This is a genomic window from Methylobacterium nonmethylotrophicum, from assembly GCF_004745635.1.
Lineage (GTDB): Bacteria > Pseudomonadota > Alphaproteobacteria > Rhizobiales > Beijerinckiaceae > Methylobacterium > Methylobacterium nonmethylotrophicum.
Genome location: NZ_SRLB01000021.1, coordinates 20,100 through 36,207, shown reverse-complemented (window position 1 = coordinate 36,207; position 16,108 = coordinate 20,100). Strand labels below are relative to the sequence as shown.

General features: G+C 72.9%; 9 protein-coding genes. 6 read left to right on the top strand and 3 right to left on the bottom strand.

From position 1 onward, the window contains the following. The first annotated feature begins 160 nt into the window (after positions 1–160). From EU555_RS24610 to EU555_RS24595, 4 genes are all read left to right on the top strand, one after another. Positions 161–700, top strand: a complete 540-nt coding sequence (locus EU555_RS24610; protein WP_135417859.1) for a c-type cytochrome — start codon at positions 161–163, stop codon at positions 698–700. Positions 701–863: 163 nt separating this feature from the next. Continuing rightward, the gene (locus EU555_RS24605; protein ID WP_135417858.1) at positions 864–2,774 is read left to right on the top strand and encodes an extracellular solute-binding protein; all 1,911 of its coding nucleotides are present in this window, start codon (positions 864–866) and stop codon (positions 2,772–2,774) included. Next, positions 2,771–4,615, top strand: coding sequence for an extracellular solute-binding protein (locus tag EU555_RS24600; protein WP_135417857.1), 1,845 nt, complete (start codon positions 2,771–2,773; stop codon positions 4,613–4,615). Before EU555_RS24605 ends, EU555_RS24600 begins: the two co-directional genes overlap by 4 nt. A gap of 4 nt (positions 4,616–4,619) precedes the next feature. Next, positions 4,620–5,723 carry a microcin C ABC transporter permease YejB gene (locus EU555_RS24595; protein WP_135417856.1) on the top strand — a complete coding sequence of 368 codons (1,104 nt, stop codon included), beginning with the start codon at positions 4,620–4,622 and terminating at the stop codon, positions 5,721–5,723. A gap of 119 nt (positions 5,724–5,842) precedes the next feature. Here EU555_RS24595 and EU555_RS24590 read toward each other — a convergent pair whose 3' ends face one another. Beyond that, on the bottom strand, positions 5,843–7,531 hold the full coding sequence (locus EU555_RS24590) for a HAMP domain-containing methyl-accepting chemotaxis protein (protein WP_135417855.1): 1,689 nt from the start codon (positions 7,529–7,531) through the stop codon (positions 5,843–5,845). Positions 7,532–7,722: 191 nt separating this feature from the next. Here EU555_RS24590 and EU555_RS24585 point away from each other — a divergent pair, with 191 nt between their 5' ends. Together EU555_RS24585 and EU555_RS24580 are read left to right on the top strand one after the other, a co-directional pair. Further along, the gene (locus tag EU555_RS24585; RefSeq protein WP_135417854.1) at positions 7,723–8,076 is read left to right on the top strand and encodes a DUF2293 domain-containing protein; all 354 of its coding nucleotides are present in this window, start codon (positions 7,723–7,725) and stop codon (positions 8,074–8,076) included. A gap of 65 nt (positions 8,077–8,141) precedes the next feature. After that, positions 8,142–10,328: a primosomal protein N' gene (locus EU555_RS24580; RefSeq protein ID WP_135417926.1), complete on the top strand. Its 2,187-nt coding sequence runs from the start codon at positions 8,142–8,144 to the stop codon at positions 10,326–10,328. A 428-nt stretch (positions 10,329–10,756) separates the two neighbouring features. On the opposite strand, the gene EU555_RS24575 is transcribed toward EU555_RS24580, so the two are convergent. Beyond that, positions 10,757–12,304, bottom strand: coding sequence for an FAD-dependent monooxygenase (locus tag EU555_RS24575; protein ID WP_135417853.1), 1,548 nt, complete (start codon positions 12,302–12,304; stop codon positions 10,757–10,759). Positions 12,305–12,774: 470 nt separating this feature from the next. Further along, positions 12,775–16,104, bottom strand: coding sequence for a S41 family peptidase (locus EU555_RS24570; protein WP_135417852.1), 3,330 nt, complete (start codon positions 16,102–16,104; stop codon positions 12,775–12,777). Positions 16,105–16,108 lie beyond the last annotated feature (4 nt).

The following is a 16,108-nucleotide window of genomic DNA, read 5'->3' as shown; positions in this document are numbered from 1 at the left end:
GCTGTCCACACGCCGAGGCGCTGCGACCAACCGACAATGTTTGGAGCCATTGTCAACGACGTCGCAGAACGGCTAAGCACCGGCGGACCTTCACTGCGGCGCGGCGCCGGGCCGCGCCTCGCATCGCCCCTGCTCACCGGAGCATCGGAGCCGCCGAAACATGGATTCCTTCGAGCTTAACAAGATCGCCGGCGCAGTGCTCGGCGCCCTGCTTCTCGCGATGGGAACGGGGTTCCTGGCCGAGCTGATCTACAAGCCGAAGCCGGCGGGTGATCGCGGCTACGCCCTGCCGGCCGCCGAGGAGAATGCCGGCGCCGCCGCTCCGGCCGCCGCCAAGGAGGAGCCGCTGCCGGTCCGCCTCGCCAGCGCCGACGCCACCAAGGGCCAGGCCGCCGCCAAGAAGTGCGCGGCCTGCCACAGCTTCGACAAGGGCGGCGCGAACAAGGTGGGCCCGGGCCTCTACGGCGTCGTCGAGCGCCCGAAGGGCAGCCACGAGGGCTTCAACTACTCGGCCGCCATGAAGGCCAAGGGCGGCAACTGGACCTACGAGGACCTCGACCAGTTCATCCACGCCCCGAAGCAGTACGTCCAGGGCACCATCATGGCCTTCGCGGGCGTGCCCTCGGGCGCCGAGCGGGCCGACATCCTGGCCTACCTCAAGACCCTGTCCGAGAAGCCGGTCGACTTCCCGAAGCCCTGACGGTCCCGAGGGAGACTGCGTGAGCGCGAGGCCGGGCGAGAGCCCGGCCTTTTTCGTCCAAGGCCTCCTTCGCCCCCCTGCGCCGACGCGCCCGGGTTGGCGCAGGCGCCCCCCGCGACCTAGAACGGTGGCGAGACCCGTCCCGACCGGAGGATCGCCCCGCGTGACCGCACGCCCCCTCACTCGCCGCGCCGCCCTGGCTCTCGCTCTCGCCCTCCCGGGCCTCGCCGCCCTCGCGCCGGCCCAGGCCCAGAGCCCGGCCGCTCCCGCGGCCGGCGCGCCGACAGGCGGCGGCTGGCGCCACGGCCTGTCGCTCCTCGGCGAGCCGAAATACCCGGCGGGCTTCACGCATTTCGACTATGCCGACCCGGACGCCCCGAAGGGCGGCCTGCTGCGGCTCGGCTCGCAGGGGTCGTTCGACAACTTCAACCTCGTCGTCGCCGGGGTGAAGGGCGACCTCGAGGGGCAGATCCCGCTGATCTACGACACGCTGCTGGCCCAGGCGCAGGACGAGCCCTCGACCTATTACGGGCTCCTCGCCGAGGCGGTGCGGCCGGCCGACGACCTCGGCAGCGTCGTCTACCGCCTGCGGCCGGAGGCGCGCTGGCACGACGGCAAGCCGGTGACGGCGGACGACGTGGTCTTCTCCTTCGAGGTGCTGAAGGAGAACAGCCCGCAATATTCCGCCTACTATCACAACGTGACGAAGGCCGAGGCGACCGGCCCGCACGAGGTGCGGTTCACCTTCTCGGAGACGGGCAACCGCGAGCTGCCGCAGATCGTCGGCCAGTTCCCGATCCTGCCCAAGCACTGGTGGCAGGGCAAGGACGCATCGGGCCGGCCCCGCAACCCGACCGAGACGACCCTTGAGATCCCGCTCGGCTCCGGCCCCTACCGCCTCGCCCGCTTCGATGCCGGCCGCTCGGTCGCCTACGAGCGGGTGCCGGATTACTGGGGCCGCGACCTGCCCGTGAACCGCGGCGCCAACAACTTCGACACCCTCCGCGACGAGTATTTTCGCGATGCCACGGTGCTGATCGAGGCGTTCAAGGCCGACCAGTTCGACTGGCGCACCGAGAACATCGCCCGCAACTGGGCCACCGCCTATGACGGCTTCCCGGCCGTGCGCGAGGGCCGGATCGTCAAGGAGGAATTCCCGCAGGCAGGCCTCGGCATCATGCAGGCCTTCACCCTCAACCTGCGGCGGAAAAAGTTCGCCGACGAGCGGGTGCGGCGGGCCTTCAACCTCGCCTTCGACTTCGAGGAGATGAACCGCACCCTGTTCTACGGGCTCTACAAGCGGGTCGATTCGTACTTCTTCGGAACCGAGCTCGCCTCGTCCGGCCTGCCGGAGGGCCGCGAGCGGGCGATCCTGGAGAGCGTCAAGGACAAGGTGCCGGCGTCGGTCTTTACCACGCCCTACAGGAACCCGGTCAACGGCAACGCCGAGGCGGTGCGCGCCAACCTGCGCGAGGCCGTCCGCCTGTTCCAGGAGGCCGGCTACGAGATCCGCGGCAACCAGATGGTCGAGAAGGCCACCGGCCAGCCCTTCACCGTCGAGTTCCTCGGCTACGACAACTCGGCCGAGCGGATCGTGCTGCCCTACCGGGCGGCGCTCGAGCGCATCGGCCTGAAGGTCTCGCTGCGGGTGGTCGACCCGGCCCAGTACCAGAACCTCGCCCGCAGCTTCGACTTCGACGCGCTGGCGCTCAGCTCCTGGCCCGAATCGCTCTCGCCCGGCAACGAGCAGCGCGACTTCTGGGGCTCGGCCGCGGCCGACCGGCCGGGCTCGCGCAACCTTCCGGGCATCAAGGATCCGGGCGTCGACGCGCTGATCGACAAGGTGATCTATGCCGGCGACCGCGAGGAGCTGGTGGCGGCAACGCGCGCCCTCGACCGGGTGCTGCTCGCCCGCAACTACGTCGTGCCGCAATGGTCCTCGAACGTGTCGCGGACCCTGCGCTGGAACCGCTTCGGCCATCCGGCGGTGCTGCCGAAATACGGCGCCTCGGGCTTCCCGACGACCTGGTGGTACGACCAGGGGCTCGCCGCCAAGACCGGGGCGGCGCGATGATCCGCCGGCGCAGCTTCCTGGCCGGGAGCGGGGCCGCGCTCCTCGCCGCCCGCGTCCCGGCCTTCGCGCAAGGGCCTGAGCGCCACGGCCTGTCGAGCTTCGGCGACCTGAAATACCCCGCCGGTTTCCCGCGCTTCGACTACGTCGACCCGCTGGCGCCGAAGGGCGGCAGCTTCTCGGCGCAACTCTCGACGACCACCGGCAACCAGGCCTTCGAGACCTTCAACACCCTCAACATCTACGTGCTGAAGGGCGACGGCGCCGCCGGCATGGACCTGACGTTCGACAGCCTGATGGTCCGGGCCCTCGACGAGCCGGACGCGGTCTACGGCCTCGTCGCCCGCAGCGTCTCGGTGAGCGAGGACGGCCTGTCCTACCGCTTCTCGCTTCGCCCTCAGGCCCGCTTCCACGACGGCTCGCGGCTCACCGCCCGCGACGTCGCCTTCTCGGTCATGACGCTGAAGGAGAAGGGCCACCCGCGCGTCGCCGCGGTCCTGCGCGACGTCGCCGGCGCCAGCGCCGAGGGCGACGACGTGGTGGTGGTGCGCTTCGCACCGGGCCGCAGCCGCGACCTGCCGCTGATCGTCGCCGAATTGCCGATCTTCTCCCAGGCCTATTACAGGACCCGCGACTTCGAGGCCTCGACGCTGGAGCCGCCGCTCGCCTCCGGCCCCTACCGGGTCTCCCGCTTCGAGGTCGGCCGCTTCATCGCCTTCGAGCGCGTCGCCGATTACTGGGGCGCCGACCTGCCGGTCACCGTCGGCCAGAACAATTTTTCGGAGATCCGCTACGAGTATTTTCGCGATCGCGACGTCGCCTTCGAGGCGTTCAAGGCCGGCACCTTCACATGGCGGGAGGAATTCACCTCCCGGGTCTGGGCCACCGGCTACGACTTCCCGGCGGCCCAGGAGGGCCGCGTCAAGCGCGAGACCGTGCCGGACGCCACCCCCTCGGGCACGCAGGGCTGGTTCCTCAACACCCGCCGCGCCGTCTTCCGCGACCCCCGCATCCGCGAGGCGATCGGGCTCGCCTTCGACTTCGAGTGGTCGAACCAGAACCTGATGTACGGCGCCTACAAGCGCACCGCCTCGTTCTTCGAGAATTCCGACCTGAAGGCGGAAGGGCCGCCGGCGCCTGACGAACTCGCGCTCCTCGAGCCGTTCCGGGGGCGCGTGCCCGACGAGGTGTTCGGCGAGCCGTGGTCGCCGCCGCGCTCGGACGGGTCCGGCCAGGACCGGGCCCTTCTGCGGCGGGCCGACACGCTCCTGCGCCAGGCCGGCTGCACCCGCGACGGCGGCGTGATGAAGCTGCCGGACGGCCAGCCGCTCGCCTTCGAGTTCCTGGATTCCTCGCCGGTCTTCCAGCCGCTGCTGCAATCCTACATCAAGAACCTGTCCCTGCTCGGCATCCGGGCGAGCTCGCGCCTCGTCGATCCGGCGCAGTACCAGGCGCGGCTCAAGGATTTCGACTTCGACGTGGTCTCGTCGCGGTTCGGCGGCTCGGTCACCCCAGGAGCCTCCCTGCGCGAGGTCTATGGCAGCCGCAGCGCCACCGTGCCGGGCTCGCAGAACCTCTCCGGGATCGGCGATCCGGCCGTCGACGCGATGCTCGACCGCGTCGCCGACGCCGACTCGCGGGCCGCGCTCACCACCGCCTGCCGAGCCCTCGACCGGGTGCTGCGGGCCGGGCGCTACTGGGTGCCGATGTGGTACGGCGCGACCCACCGCCTGGCGCTCTGGGACCTCTACGGACGCCCGCGCGAGCTGCCGAAATACGGGCTGGGCGTGCCGGCGATCTGGTGGCACGACGCCGACAAGGCGCGAAAGATCGGCAGGACCTGACACGATGGCGGCCTACATCCTGCGACGCCTGCTCCTGATGATCCCGACGATCCTCGGGATCATGCTGATCTCCTTCGTGATCGTGCAGTTCGCCCCCGGCGGGCCGGTCGAGCGGGTGCTCGCCCAGCTCCAGGGCCAGAACACCGCGATGTCCCGGGTCACCGGCGGCGGCGGCGACCTCGCCGGCCGCGGCGCCTCGCCCGGCGGCGGGGGCGAGACGAATTCCCGCTACCGCGGCGCGCAAGGGCTCGACCCGGCCTTCATCAAGCGCCTGGAGCAGCAATTCGGCTTCGACAAGCCCGCCCACGAGCGCTTCCTGAAGATGCTGTGGGACTACGCCCGCTTCGACTTCGGCAAGAGCTACTTTCGCGACGTCTCGGTGCTCCAGCTCATCCGCGAGAAGCTGCCGGTCTCGATCAGCCTCGGCCTCTGGATGACGCTGATCTCCTACGCGATCTCGATTCCGCTCGGCATCCGCAAGGCGGTGCGGGACGGCTCGCCCTTCGACGTCTGGACGTCGGGCGTCGTCATCGTCGGCTACGCGATCCCCGGCTTCCTGTTCGCGATCCTGCTGATCGTGCTGTTTGCCGGCGGCTCGTTCCTGCAGCTCTTTCCCCTGCGCGGCCTCACCAGCGAGGGCTGGTCGACCTTCCCGCTCTGGCAGAAGGTGACCGACTACCTCTGGCACATCACCCTGCCGATCGTCGCCATGGCGATCGGCGCCTTCGCGACCTCGACCTTGCTCACCAAGAACTCGTTCCTCGACGAGATCCGCAAGCAATACGTGCTCACTGCCCGCATGAAGGGCCTGTCCGAGCGCCAGGTGCTTTACGGCCACGTCTTCCGCAACGCGATGCTGATCGTGGTGGCGGGCTTCCCGGGCGCGTTCATCTCGGCGTTCTTCGCCGGTTCGCTCCTGATCGAGACCATCTTCAGCCTCGACGGGCTCGGGCTCCTGTCGTTCGAATCGATCGTGAACCGCGACTATCCGGTGGTGTTCGCCAACCTCTACATCTTCTCGCTGCTGGGTCTGGTGGTGAACCTGATCTCCGACCTGACCTATAGCTGGATCGACCCGCGGATCGACTTCGAGGCACGGGCGGCGTGATGGTTCTCCGGCGAGCCCGGTAGGTGCGCCGGAACCGGGAATCCGGGTTGAGGCGGCGACGGCACGAGCCCGACGGGGAGGGGCCGCCACCTCCCGTGACGGGCGGTCGTGCGGAGCGGTCAGGCCGCCCGCACCGTCGCCAGGAACCGCCCGACCTCCGCCGAGAGATGCTCGGCCTCCCGCGACAGGGCCGAGGCCGCGTCGAGGACTTGGCCTGCCGCCTGGCCGGTCTCATGCGCCGCGCCGGCCACCTCGCCGATCGTGCCGGTGACCGCGCCGGTGCCGGCGGCGGCTTCCGTGACGTTGCGGACGATCTCCTGCGTCGCCGCACCCTGCTGCTCCACGGCCGCGGCGATCGAGGCGGCGACCCCGTTGAGCTCGCGGATGCGGCCCGAGATGCCGCTGATCGCCGCGACGGCCCGGTCTGTCGCGGCCTGGATCTGGCCGATCTGGCCAGTGATCTCGGCCGTGGCGCGGCTCGTCTGGGCGGAGAGTCCCTTCACTTCGGCGGCGACGACCGAGAAGCCGCGCCCCGCCTCGCCGGCCCGGGCCGCCTCGATGGTGGCGTTGAGCGCCAGCAGGTTGGTCTGGCCGGCAATGGCGGAGATCAGCGCCACCACGTCGCCGATCCGCGCGGCCGCCTCGCTTAGCGCCTGGACGTGGGTTGCCGTCGCGTCGGCCTCGCCGACCGCCTCCCGGGCGAGGTCGGCCGAGCCGCCGACCTGGCGGCCGATCTCGTCGACCGAGGCGCCGAGCTCCTCGGCGGCGGCCGCCACCATGCCGACATTGGCCGAGGCGTCGCGGGCGGCCGCGGCGGCGGCGCCCGATCGCGCCGAGGTCTCGGCCGCGACCGCGCTCATGGTGCGGGCCGCGCGCTGCAGGCGGTCGGCGGAGGCCGAGACCGCGCTGACGACCCCGCCCACCGCCCGCTCGAACGCGTCGGCGACCTCGCCCATCGCCTGCCGCCGCTGCGCCTCGAGGCCCTCCCGGGCCGCCTCCGCCTCCGCCTCGAGGGCGCGGTTGCGGCGCAGGCTCTCGCGAAAGCCGATCGCCGCCTCGGCGATCTCGCCGATCTCGTCCCTGCGCCCGGTGCAGGGAATCGCGGTCTCGCTGTTCCCCTCCGCCAGCTGCCGCATGGTGGCGGCGAGGCGCACCGCCCGGCCGGCGATGTCGCGAGCGAGCCAGCCCATCAGCAGCATGGCCAGGATCACGCCACCCGCCGTAGCCACGATCACGGTCCGCTCGGTTCCGGCCCGGGCCGCCTCCGAGGCGGCGACGGCGGCGGCGGCCTCCTCGGCGAACCCGGCCTTCAGCCGCTCCAGCTCCTTCCAGGCCTGGTCGTACGCCTTGTTGGCCGGGCCGTTGAAGACGGCCTTGGCGGCGGCCGGATCCCGCGCCGCCTGCCCGAAGGCGCCCGTCTGCTGGGCGAGGTAAGCGGTCCAGGTCCGGGTGAAACCGTCGAAGGCCTCGCGCTCCGCCGGTGTCAGCGGCAGGCTCCGGAATCCCTCGACCAGACCCTGCATCTCCGCGATGCGGGCCTCGTTGCGCTCCCGGGCCCGGGCCATCTCGGCCGGGTCGGCCGCGTCGATCACCCGGGTCGCGCCGAGCCGCACCCGGGTCATCGTCGCCCGCAGGTCGCCGAGGCGGTCGACCACCGGGAGGATCCGGCTGCCGATCCGCGCCGTGGTCTCGGCGCTCTCCTCGAATCGCATCAGGGTGTGGGCGCAGAGCCCCACCATGATCGCACCGAGCAGCAGCGACAGCGTCAGGAAACGACCGGTGAGGCGGGTGAGAACCATCATAGGCATCGAACCGTTGATCAAGGCGCGCGCTGCGCCGTCCTTGCGTCAGTTATTCCGAATGTTTCTTACTGATCTTTTTCCGGGCGCGTTAATAGGAAAATTTTCTTGTGAGCGTCTGGCCCGGTGCGGCGCGGGGGGTGACACGGGCGGCCCGCTCCGGCAGGGTTCCGCTCCCGGATCGCCCTTCGAGGATGCCGATGAGCCACCGCTCCAACCCGCTCCCCTCCGCATCCCCCCGGGCCGCGCTCCCGACCCGCCGCGAGGCCGTCGCGGCGGCGCTCGGGCGCCTGGCACCCCGCGTGCCCGAGTTCGAGGCCGAGGCGATCGTCGACCGGGCGCTCGCGAGCGCCGGCCTGCGCGGCGCGGCGCCCGAGACCGCCGCCTGGCTCGGCCTGGTCGCTTACGCCCGCCACGTCTTCACCGAGTACGACGCGCTCCTGGAGGAGGGCTACGACCAGGACAGCGCCCGCCACTTCATCCTCGACGACCTCAATGCCGTGCTGGGCGAGTGGGGCGTGCGCCGGCGGATCGGCGAGGACGAGGAGGCGTGAGCGCGGGCGGCGCGGCGCGGCAATCCCTATATGAGACCGTGACCGCCGCCCGACCGCACGCCCTGATGACCGCCCCGATCGCCGACATCCTCATCCCCCTCGCCCTCGACCAGGCCTACAGCTACGCCGTGCCGCCCGGGTTACCCTTGCGGGAGGGCGACGTGGTGCAGGTGCCGCTCGGGCCCCGCGAGACGGTCGGGGTGGTGTGGGGGTTGCGCGACGGCGCCGGCTCGAACCTGCGCCGCGTCAGCGGCCGGATCGGCGTCGAGGCCTTGAGCCCGGCCCTGCGCCGCCTCGTCGAGTGGATCGCCCGCTACACCCTGGCGCCGAAGGGCTCGGCGCTCGCCATGGCGCTCCGCCTGCCGGAGGAGAGCCGCACCGAGACCGCGCGGATCGGCGTGCGGGCGACCGGGATGCCGCCGAGCCGGATGACCCCGGCCCGCGGCAAGGTGGTGGCGGTGGCGGCCGACGGGGTGGTGCGGGGCAAGCGGGCGCTCAGCCTCGAGGCCGGGGTCAGCGCCAGCGTCGTCGACGGGCTCATCGACGACGGCGTGCTCGAGACGGTGGCGCTCGCCCCGGAGCGCGTCGCCGAGCCGCCGGACCCCGACCATCCGCACGATGCCCTCTCCGGGCCCCAGGCCGAGGCGGCCCGCGCCCTGGTCGCGACGCTGACGGCGCCGCCTCCCTCGGGCGGGACGGCCGGCGAGGGTGGCGTGACGCTCCTCGAAGGCGTCACCGGATCGGGCAAGACGGAGGTCTATTTCGAGGTGGTGGCCGAGGCGCTGCGCCGGGGCGTGCAATCCCTGGTGCTGATGCCGGAGATCGCGCTGACGGCCCAGTTCCTCGACCGCTTCGCCCGCCGCTTCGGCGTCCGGCCCGCCGCCTGGCACTCGGGGGTCGGCGGGCGCCGGCGCGAGCGCATCCGGGCCGGCGTCGCCTCGGGCGAGGTGCAGGTGGTGGTGGGCGCCCGCTCGGCCCTCTTCCTGCCCTTCCGCTCCCTCGGCCTGATCGTGGTCGATGAGGAGCACGAGGGCGCCTACAAGCAGGATGACGGCGTCTGCTACCACGCCCGCGACATGGCGGTGGTGCGCGGCAAGCTCGAGAACGCCGCCGTGGTGCTCGCCTCCGCCACGCCGTCGATCGAGACCCGGGTCAATGCCGAGCGCGGCCGCTACCGCCGGGTGGCGATGCCCGAGCGCTTCGGCGGCCGGCGCCTGCCGGAGATCCGCGCCATCGACATGAGAGCTGAGAAGGTGCCGCGCGGGCGCTACCTGTCGCCGAGCCTCGTCTCCGCCATCGCCGAGACCAATGCGCGGGGCGAGCAGGCGCTCCTGTTCCTCAACCGCCGCGGCTACGCGCCGCTCACCCTGTGCCGGGCCTGCGGCCACCGCTACCAATGCCCGAACTGCTCGACCTGGCTCGTCGAGCACCGCTTCCGCCGCGCCCTCGTCTGCCACCATTGCGGCCATGCCGAGCGCCGGCCCGAGGCCTGCACCGAGTGCGGCACCTTCGACAACCTCACCGCCTGCGGGCCGGGCGTCGAGCGCATCGCCGAGGAGGTCGCCGCCACCTTCCCGGACAAGCGGGTGATCGTGCTCTCGAGCGACTTTCCCGGCGGGGCCGAACGCTTAAGGGCCGAGCTGCAGACCGTGGCCGAGGGCGGCTGCGACATCGTCGTCGGCACCCAGCTCGTCGCCAAGGGCCACAACTTCCCGCATCTGACCCTCGTCGGCGTGCTCGACGCCGATATCGGGCTGACCTCCGGCGATCCCCGCGCCGCCGAGCGCACGTTCCAGCTGCTGCAGCAGGTGACGGGCCGCGCCGGGCGCGGCGAGAAGCCGGGCCGGGCGCTCGTCCAGACCTACCAGCCCGAGCACCCGGTGATCGCGGCGCTGATCTCCGGCGACGCCGAGCGCTTCTACGCCGAGGAGACGGCGGCCCGCGAGGTCGCCGGCCTGCCGCCCTTCGGGCGCCTGGCGGCCCTCGTCATCTCCTGCACCGACCGCGAGGCGGCGGAAGCCCATGGCCGCGCGCTCGCCCGCGTCGCCGAGCCGCCGCCCGGCGTGATGGTGCTCGGCCCCGCCGAGGCGCCGCTGGCGCTGGTGCGCGGCCGCTACCGCTTCCGCCTGCTGGTCAAGACCGAGCGCGAGATCGACATCCAGAGCTACCTGCGCGACTGGCTCGCCCGCGGGCCCAAGGTCCGGGGCAACCTCAGGGTCGGGATCGACGTGGATCCGCAGAGCTTCCTCTAAGCAGAGCCGCATGGCGCAACTCTGCTTATCTTCTTGTTTTTGCATCGGTTTCGCCGCCAAACCGGTGACCGCTTCGGCGAGTGATGCTTGGGCATCATTCCGCCGGTCGGGTCGCCCGGTACCGAAGCGGCACCGGTTCGGCGGCGAAACCGATGCAAGACCGAGGGCGGAGCGGAATTGCTCCGTGCAACGCCGCTTGGGTTCAGAGCCCGGTCGGCCTGACCCTGCGATCGGGGGCCCGAGACGGAACGCGGCTGCTCGGGGGCGGGTCGGCGCCGAGCCGCCCCCGAGCAGCCGCGTTCCGGACACGCTCGCGCCGTCGGCGCGACGTCCGGCGTTGCCCGATGTCCGGAGCTGCCATGACGGGGACCGCCGGCCCGATGGGCCGACGGTGGCCGACGCCGACGACCACCCGCCGTGGGCTGACCTCAGGCGGGAAGAGCCGCAACCTGACGCATCACCCTCGCGAGAGCCGGCACGGGATCGTCCGTCATGGCCTGCGCCCGCCAGCACACCAGGCCGTCCGGACGGATCAGCGTGGCCCCGGCCGGCGAAACACCGAACGTCTCGGTGAACGGTTCGGTCCCGGGGAACATCACGTCCTGCCCGGCGCGGTAGGCCCGCACGCCGCCGACGCGGTCCGCCGCCGCGCACCAGCGCGGGTCAGCCGACACCAGCACGAACTCTCGCGTGAACAGGTCGAGCGTGGAGACACGCCGGCCACCACACGCGACCCATGCGTGCGGCGCGCGGGTCCCGGGCTGACCCGCCCAGACCTCCGGATGGGCGGCCGGAGGCAGGTCCGGCCCCGCACCCACGATCACGGTCGACCGATGCAGTTGGCCCAGTTCCATGGCGGCGTCACCGTACAGGTGCTCATCCTGGAGGAGGTCGCCGATCCAACGCCTGTAATCCGGCCGGGCGAAGGTCTGCTGATGGCGCAACCAGCCAACCGGTTGGCGCTCGGGCGTATAGCTGTCCAGCAGGGCCGGTGCCGACGTGCCGGCGATCACGCGCTGCAGCTTCCAGGCGAGATTGTAAGCGTCGTCGATGCCGGTGTTGGCGCCGAACCCGCCGCGCGTCGGCGGCAATTGATGCGCCGCGTCGCCCATCAGGAACACCCGGCCCTCCTGGTACCGTTCCGCGATGCGTCCGGCCATCTCCCAGCGGCCGGTGGTGATGATCTCGAAGGACAGAGGACGGCCGAGCGCGCGAAGCACGGCCGCGCGCAGCTCATCCTCCGTGCGCTCCCGATCGTCGCCGAACATCAGCACCCACCGACCATCGCCGTAGGTGGTCACGAACGCCTCGAACCCGGGCTGCGCGATCTCGAACTGCTGGATGCCGTGACGCAAGGCGTCCTCGGCCCCGGGGCAGCGGAACAGGACGCTGCGCAGGGTGCGCAGGTGCCCGACGCCCTGCCGCGGGATGCCCAGCTGCTCGCGGATCGGGCTGTCGGCGCCGTCGGCGGCGATCAGGTAGCCTGCGCGGAGCGTTTCGGCATGCCCGGTCGTCCGGTCGCGCACCGCGGCGGTGACACCGCCTGCCTCCTGGCGGAAGCCCACAAGCTCGACGCCAGGGCGCAGGACGGCGCCGCGCTCCTCCGCCGCCGCCCGCAGGATCGGTTCCAGCCTGTCCTGCGCGATCGCCGCCCCCCGGATCGGCGAGAGATGGTCCTTTCGCTCCGGCACCTGCCCCGGGGTCCAGGGGGTTTCCGACAGCGGTTCGCCGCTCAGGCTGTCGAAGCGGGCCCGGCGCAGCGTGAAGTCGGGATCCGATTGCGGGATCGCGTCGCCGATGCCGGCGGCACGGTAGTGTTCCAACGTGCGCTCCGTGAACCCGATGGCGCGCGGATGAGGCGAGCTCCCGAAGTGCTTCTCGACCACGGTGACGGGCACGCCGCGCCACGCGAGGAACAGCGCGGCGGACAGCCCGACGAGGCTGCCGCCGACGATGAGGACCGGTGTTGGTTGCATAGGATCGTCCTTGTCGGTTCAAGGACGCGCGCCGAAGCTCGGGAGGACGCAGCGCGGCTGTCATGCCGCTCAGGTTTGCCCCACAACGAGCGGACGCACGTCCGCATCGTCGTGGTCCGTGGCCCGTCGGGGGCTGGAAATTGGCTGCTCCGGAGGAGGCAGCTGGCCGGGGCTCACCACGCCGGCCCACCTTTTTCGACCCCGACAGGATAGCGCGTGTCGGCCGGGCCCGCAATGCGACTGTCGCGGAGTGCCCGAACGGCAGGTGCGCCGGCTTCGGCTTGCACTCCGGACGCGCGTCATGCCTCCGCCGAACGTCTGGGAACCACCCGATGCGGTCGTTCGGCAGGCCCTGTTCGAAGGTTCGCAGGGGGTCGGCAGCGTCGGTCGCGCGGGACCGGCCGGGCGTCCGAGCGGAGCCGCGAGCAGCGTCCCGCATGGCCAGGCCGGTCACGGTGAGACCCTGTTCCCTACCGCGGCACCGCCGCCGCGCTCGCCGGCCGGCAGGCGCCGCCCGGGTCTCCGAGCAGGCGGTCCACCGCCGCGGCGAGCTGCGGGTCGCGGCCCTCCGCCCAGGCGGCGGGGTCGGGCGGGACGGCGAGGTCGGGCAGCACGTCGGTGTTCTCGAGCCGGGTGCCGTCGGCGCGGTGGAGGGCGATCTGCGGCAGGCCGTAGGTGAGGCGCGGCACGATCATCGAGGGCGCCCACCAGGTGAAGGTGCCGGTACCGGCCACCGGCTCGCCGACCAGGGGGCCGATGCCGAGGTCGTGGTAGCCCTGCGGGAAGATCGAGGCGTCGGAGTAGCTCGCCCCGTTCATCAGCACCACGGAGGGGCGGCTCCAGCGGTCGCGCGGATCGCTCTGGACCGGGCCGGAGCGGGGCGCGTAGGTCAGGTAGGGGCGGCCGGAGAGCAGGGTGATGAGCTGGTTGTGCAGGTTGCCGCCGCCATTGAAGCGCACGTCGACCACCAGCCCCTCGGCCTGGCCGAACCGCCCGAACACCTCCGCGAAGGTCCGGCGGTAGGAGGCGGCGTCCATCGCACGGACGTGGACGTAGCCGAGGCGGCCGCACGAGCGGGCCGCCACTGCGTCCCGGCGCACCCGCCGCCAGCGCTCGAAGGCGAGGTCGCGCTCGCGCTCGAGGCCCACCGGCACCCGGCGCTCGCGCAGCTCCGTCCCGTCGGGCTTGCGAAAGGCGATCTCGACCCGCCGGTCCCGCGCGCCGCGCAAGAGCCGCCGGATGCCGCCCGCCTCCGGCACGGCCTCGCCGTCGACCGCCGTGATCACGTCGCCGGGGGAGAGCCGCGTGTCGCCGGCATCGAACGGGCCGGCGGGCAGGATCGCGGCGACGCGCATGCCCGGTCCCGAGAAGGTCTCGTCGTAGTAGAGGCCGAGCGACGCGGTCTCCTCGCCCGGCGGCACGCCGGGGCTGAGGCCGGCGCCGGTATGCGAGGCGTCGAGCTCGCCCGCCATCTCGGACAGGAGCTCGGCGAGGTCGCGGGCATCCGCCAGCGCCGGCAGGAAGCGGGCGTAGCGGGCCCGCACCGCGTCCCAGTCGACCCCGTGCAGGCCCGGATCGAGGAACTTGGCCCGCGTCAGGCGCCAGAACTGGTCGAAGCCCGCCGCGAGGCGCGCGGCCGGGTCGTGGCCGGCCTCCGCCTCGACCCGGACGTGGCGCGGGGCCCCCCGGGCGAGATCGACCTCGGTGAAGCCGTTCCCGGTCAGGAAGGTCAGGACGCGGTGGTCGCCGCTCAGGCGCACCGGGCTGAAGCGCCGGTAGGGCAGGTCGGAGAAGACCGTGCGGCGCGTGCCCTGGCGCAGGTCGCGGATCGTGCCGGTGAGGGCGAAGCCCTCGCCCTTCGGCCGCTCGCTGCGCTCGACGGTGAGCAGGCTCACCCCGTCGCGCAACAGGCTGGCATGGACCACGTCGACATGCCCCTCGGAGAGCCGGTGCTGCCGGTCCTCGAGCCCGTCCGGGTCGAAAGGCTGCGGCGCGGGGGCCGGGCGGGGCGCCTCCCGCTCCGGCGCGAGCCTGGGCTCGGCCACCGCGCCCGGCTCCGCCGCCATGCCGGGTTCGGCGCTCCTCGCCGGCGCGGCGGGCCGGGGCGGCTCGGGCTCGACGGGCGCGCGCAGGCGGGCCTCGTAGGCGTCCCGGGCCCGGCGCGAGGCGAAGACCGCGTCGATGTCGGCCCGCTCGGTGGCGCCGGAGGCGGAGTGCAGGTCCTCCGGCTCGCTGCGCCACAGCAGCATCCCGCCATCCGGGCTCCACTGCGCCGCGCTCTGGCCCTCGCCCGCCGGCGCCACCCGCCGGGGCGGCCGCGAGCCGTCGGCCGGCACCACCGCGACGTTGTGGACGAAGCCGCGGTCGATCTGGACCGGCAGCGCCAGCCAGCGCCCGTCCGGCGACCAGGACAGCCACCACGACCCGTCGTGGTACGGATAGAACAGGCCCGGCGGCACCACCTCCCGGTCGGCGCCGCTCGCCGGGTCGAGGACGTGGACCGCGCCGCGATCGTGGATGTAGGCGAGGCGGCGCCCGTCCGGCGACCAGGTCGGCAGGAAGGCGTCGCCGGGCGGCGTCGGCAGCGCCCGCTCGACGAGGCGGGTCGCCTGCGCGAAGCCGCGCTCGTCCCCTTGCCCCGGCGCCGCCTCGTAGAGGCCCCAGCGCCCGTCGCGCTCGGCCGCGTAGGCGAGGCGGCGGCCGTCCGGCGAGAAGGCGGGGTTGCGCTCCTCGCCCGCGGTGCGGGTGACCCGTTTCACCGACTTGCCGTCCCGCGACGCGACGTAGATCTCGCCCTGCGCCACCAGGGCGACCTCCTGGCCGGTCGGCGAGACCGCGAGGTCGGAGAAATCCGAGGTGCGGGCCGGGACCTCGTCGGCGAAGGTCACGTCCGCGACCGTGACCGGCACCGGCTCGGGCGCCTCGGCGCCGCGCAGCAGGCGGGAGATCTGCCCGTCGCGGGCGAAGGCGAGGTCGCCGTCGCGGGAGGCCGACAGGAAGCGCACCGGGCCGTCGGGAAAGCGCGTGACCTGGCGCGGCACGCGGTCCGTGAGGGAGAGCCGCCAGACGTTGAGCGAGCCCGAGGCCTCGCTCAGGTACGCGATCTCGCCGCCGGGCAGCCAGACCGCGCCGCGGCTCTCGCGGATGCCGTCGGTCAGGCGCTCGTGGCGCCCCGTCGCGGCGTCGTAGAGCCAGACCTGCCGCACGGCGCGGGAGACCTGGTGCTGGCGGAAGCGCTGCTCGACGTTGGGGCTGGTATAGAGGAGGCGCCGCCCCTCCGGGTCCCAGCGCGCCTCCATCGCGGCGTTCGGGAGCACCAGGGTCTCGCGCCCGCCGGAGAGCGGCACGGCCCAGACCTGGGAGGCCGGCTCGGCGCGGCCGGGCGGCGCGAAGGTGCGGGTCGCGTCGCCGAGCCGCCGCGAGGCGAACAGCACCGCCCGCCCGTCCGGCGTGATGCTCATCGGCCGCTCGTCGAGGGAGTACCAGGTCAGGCGCCGGGCCTCGCCGCCCTCGGCGGGCGCGCTGTACAGGTTGAGGGCGCCGGAGCGGTCGGACGCGAAGGCGAGGCTCGTCCCGTCGGGCGACCAGAGCGGCGTCTCGGCGTGGGCCCCCGGAGCGGTCAGCGGCCGGGCCTCGCCGCCCGCCGCCGGCACGGTCCAGATCCGGCCGCGGTACCGGAAGGCGAGGCGGGTCCCGTCCGGCGACAGGGCCGGCTCGCGCAGCCAGAGCGGCCGCTCGGCCGCGCGGACCTCCGCGGCGGCGCACAGCAGAATCAACACGGTCACCAGGAGCTTGCGCATGCCG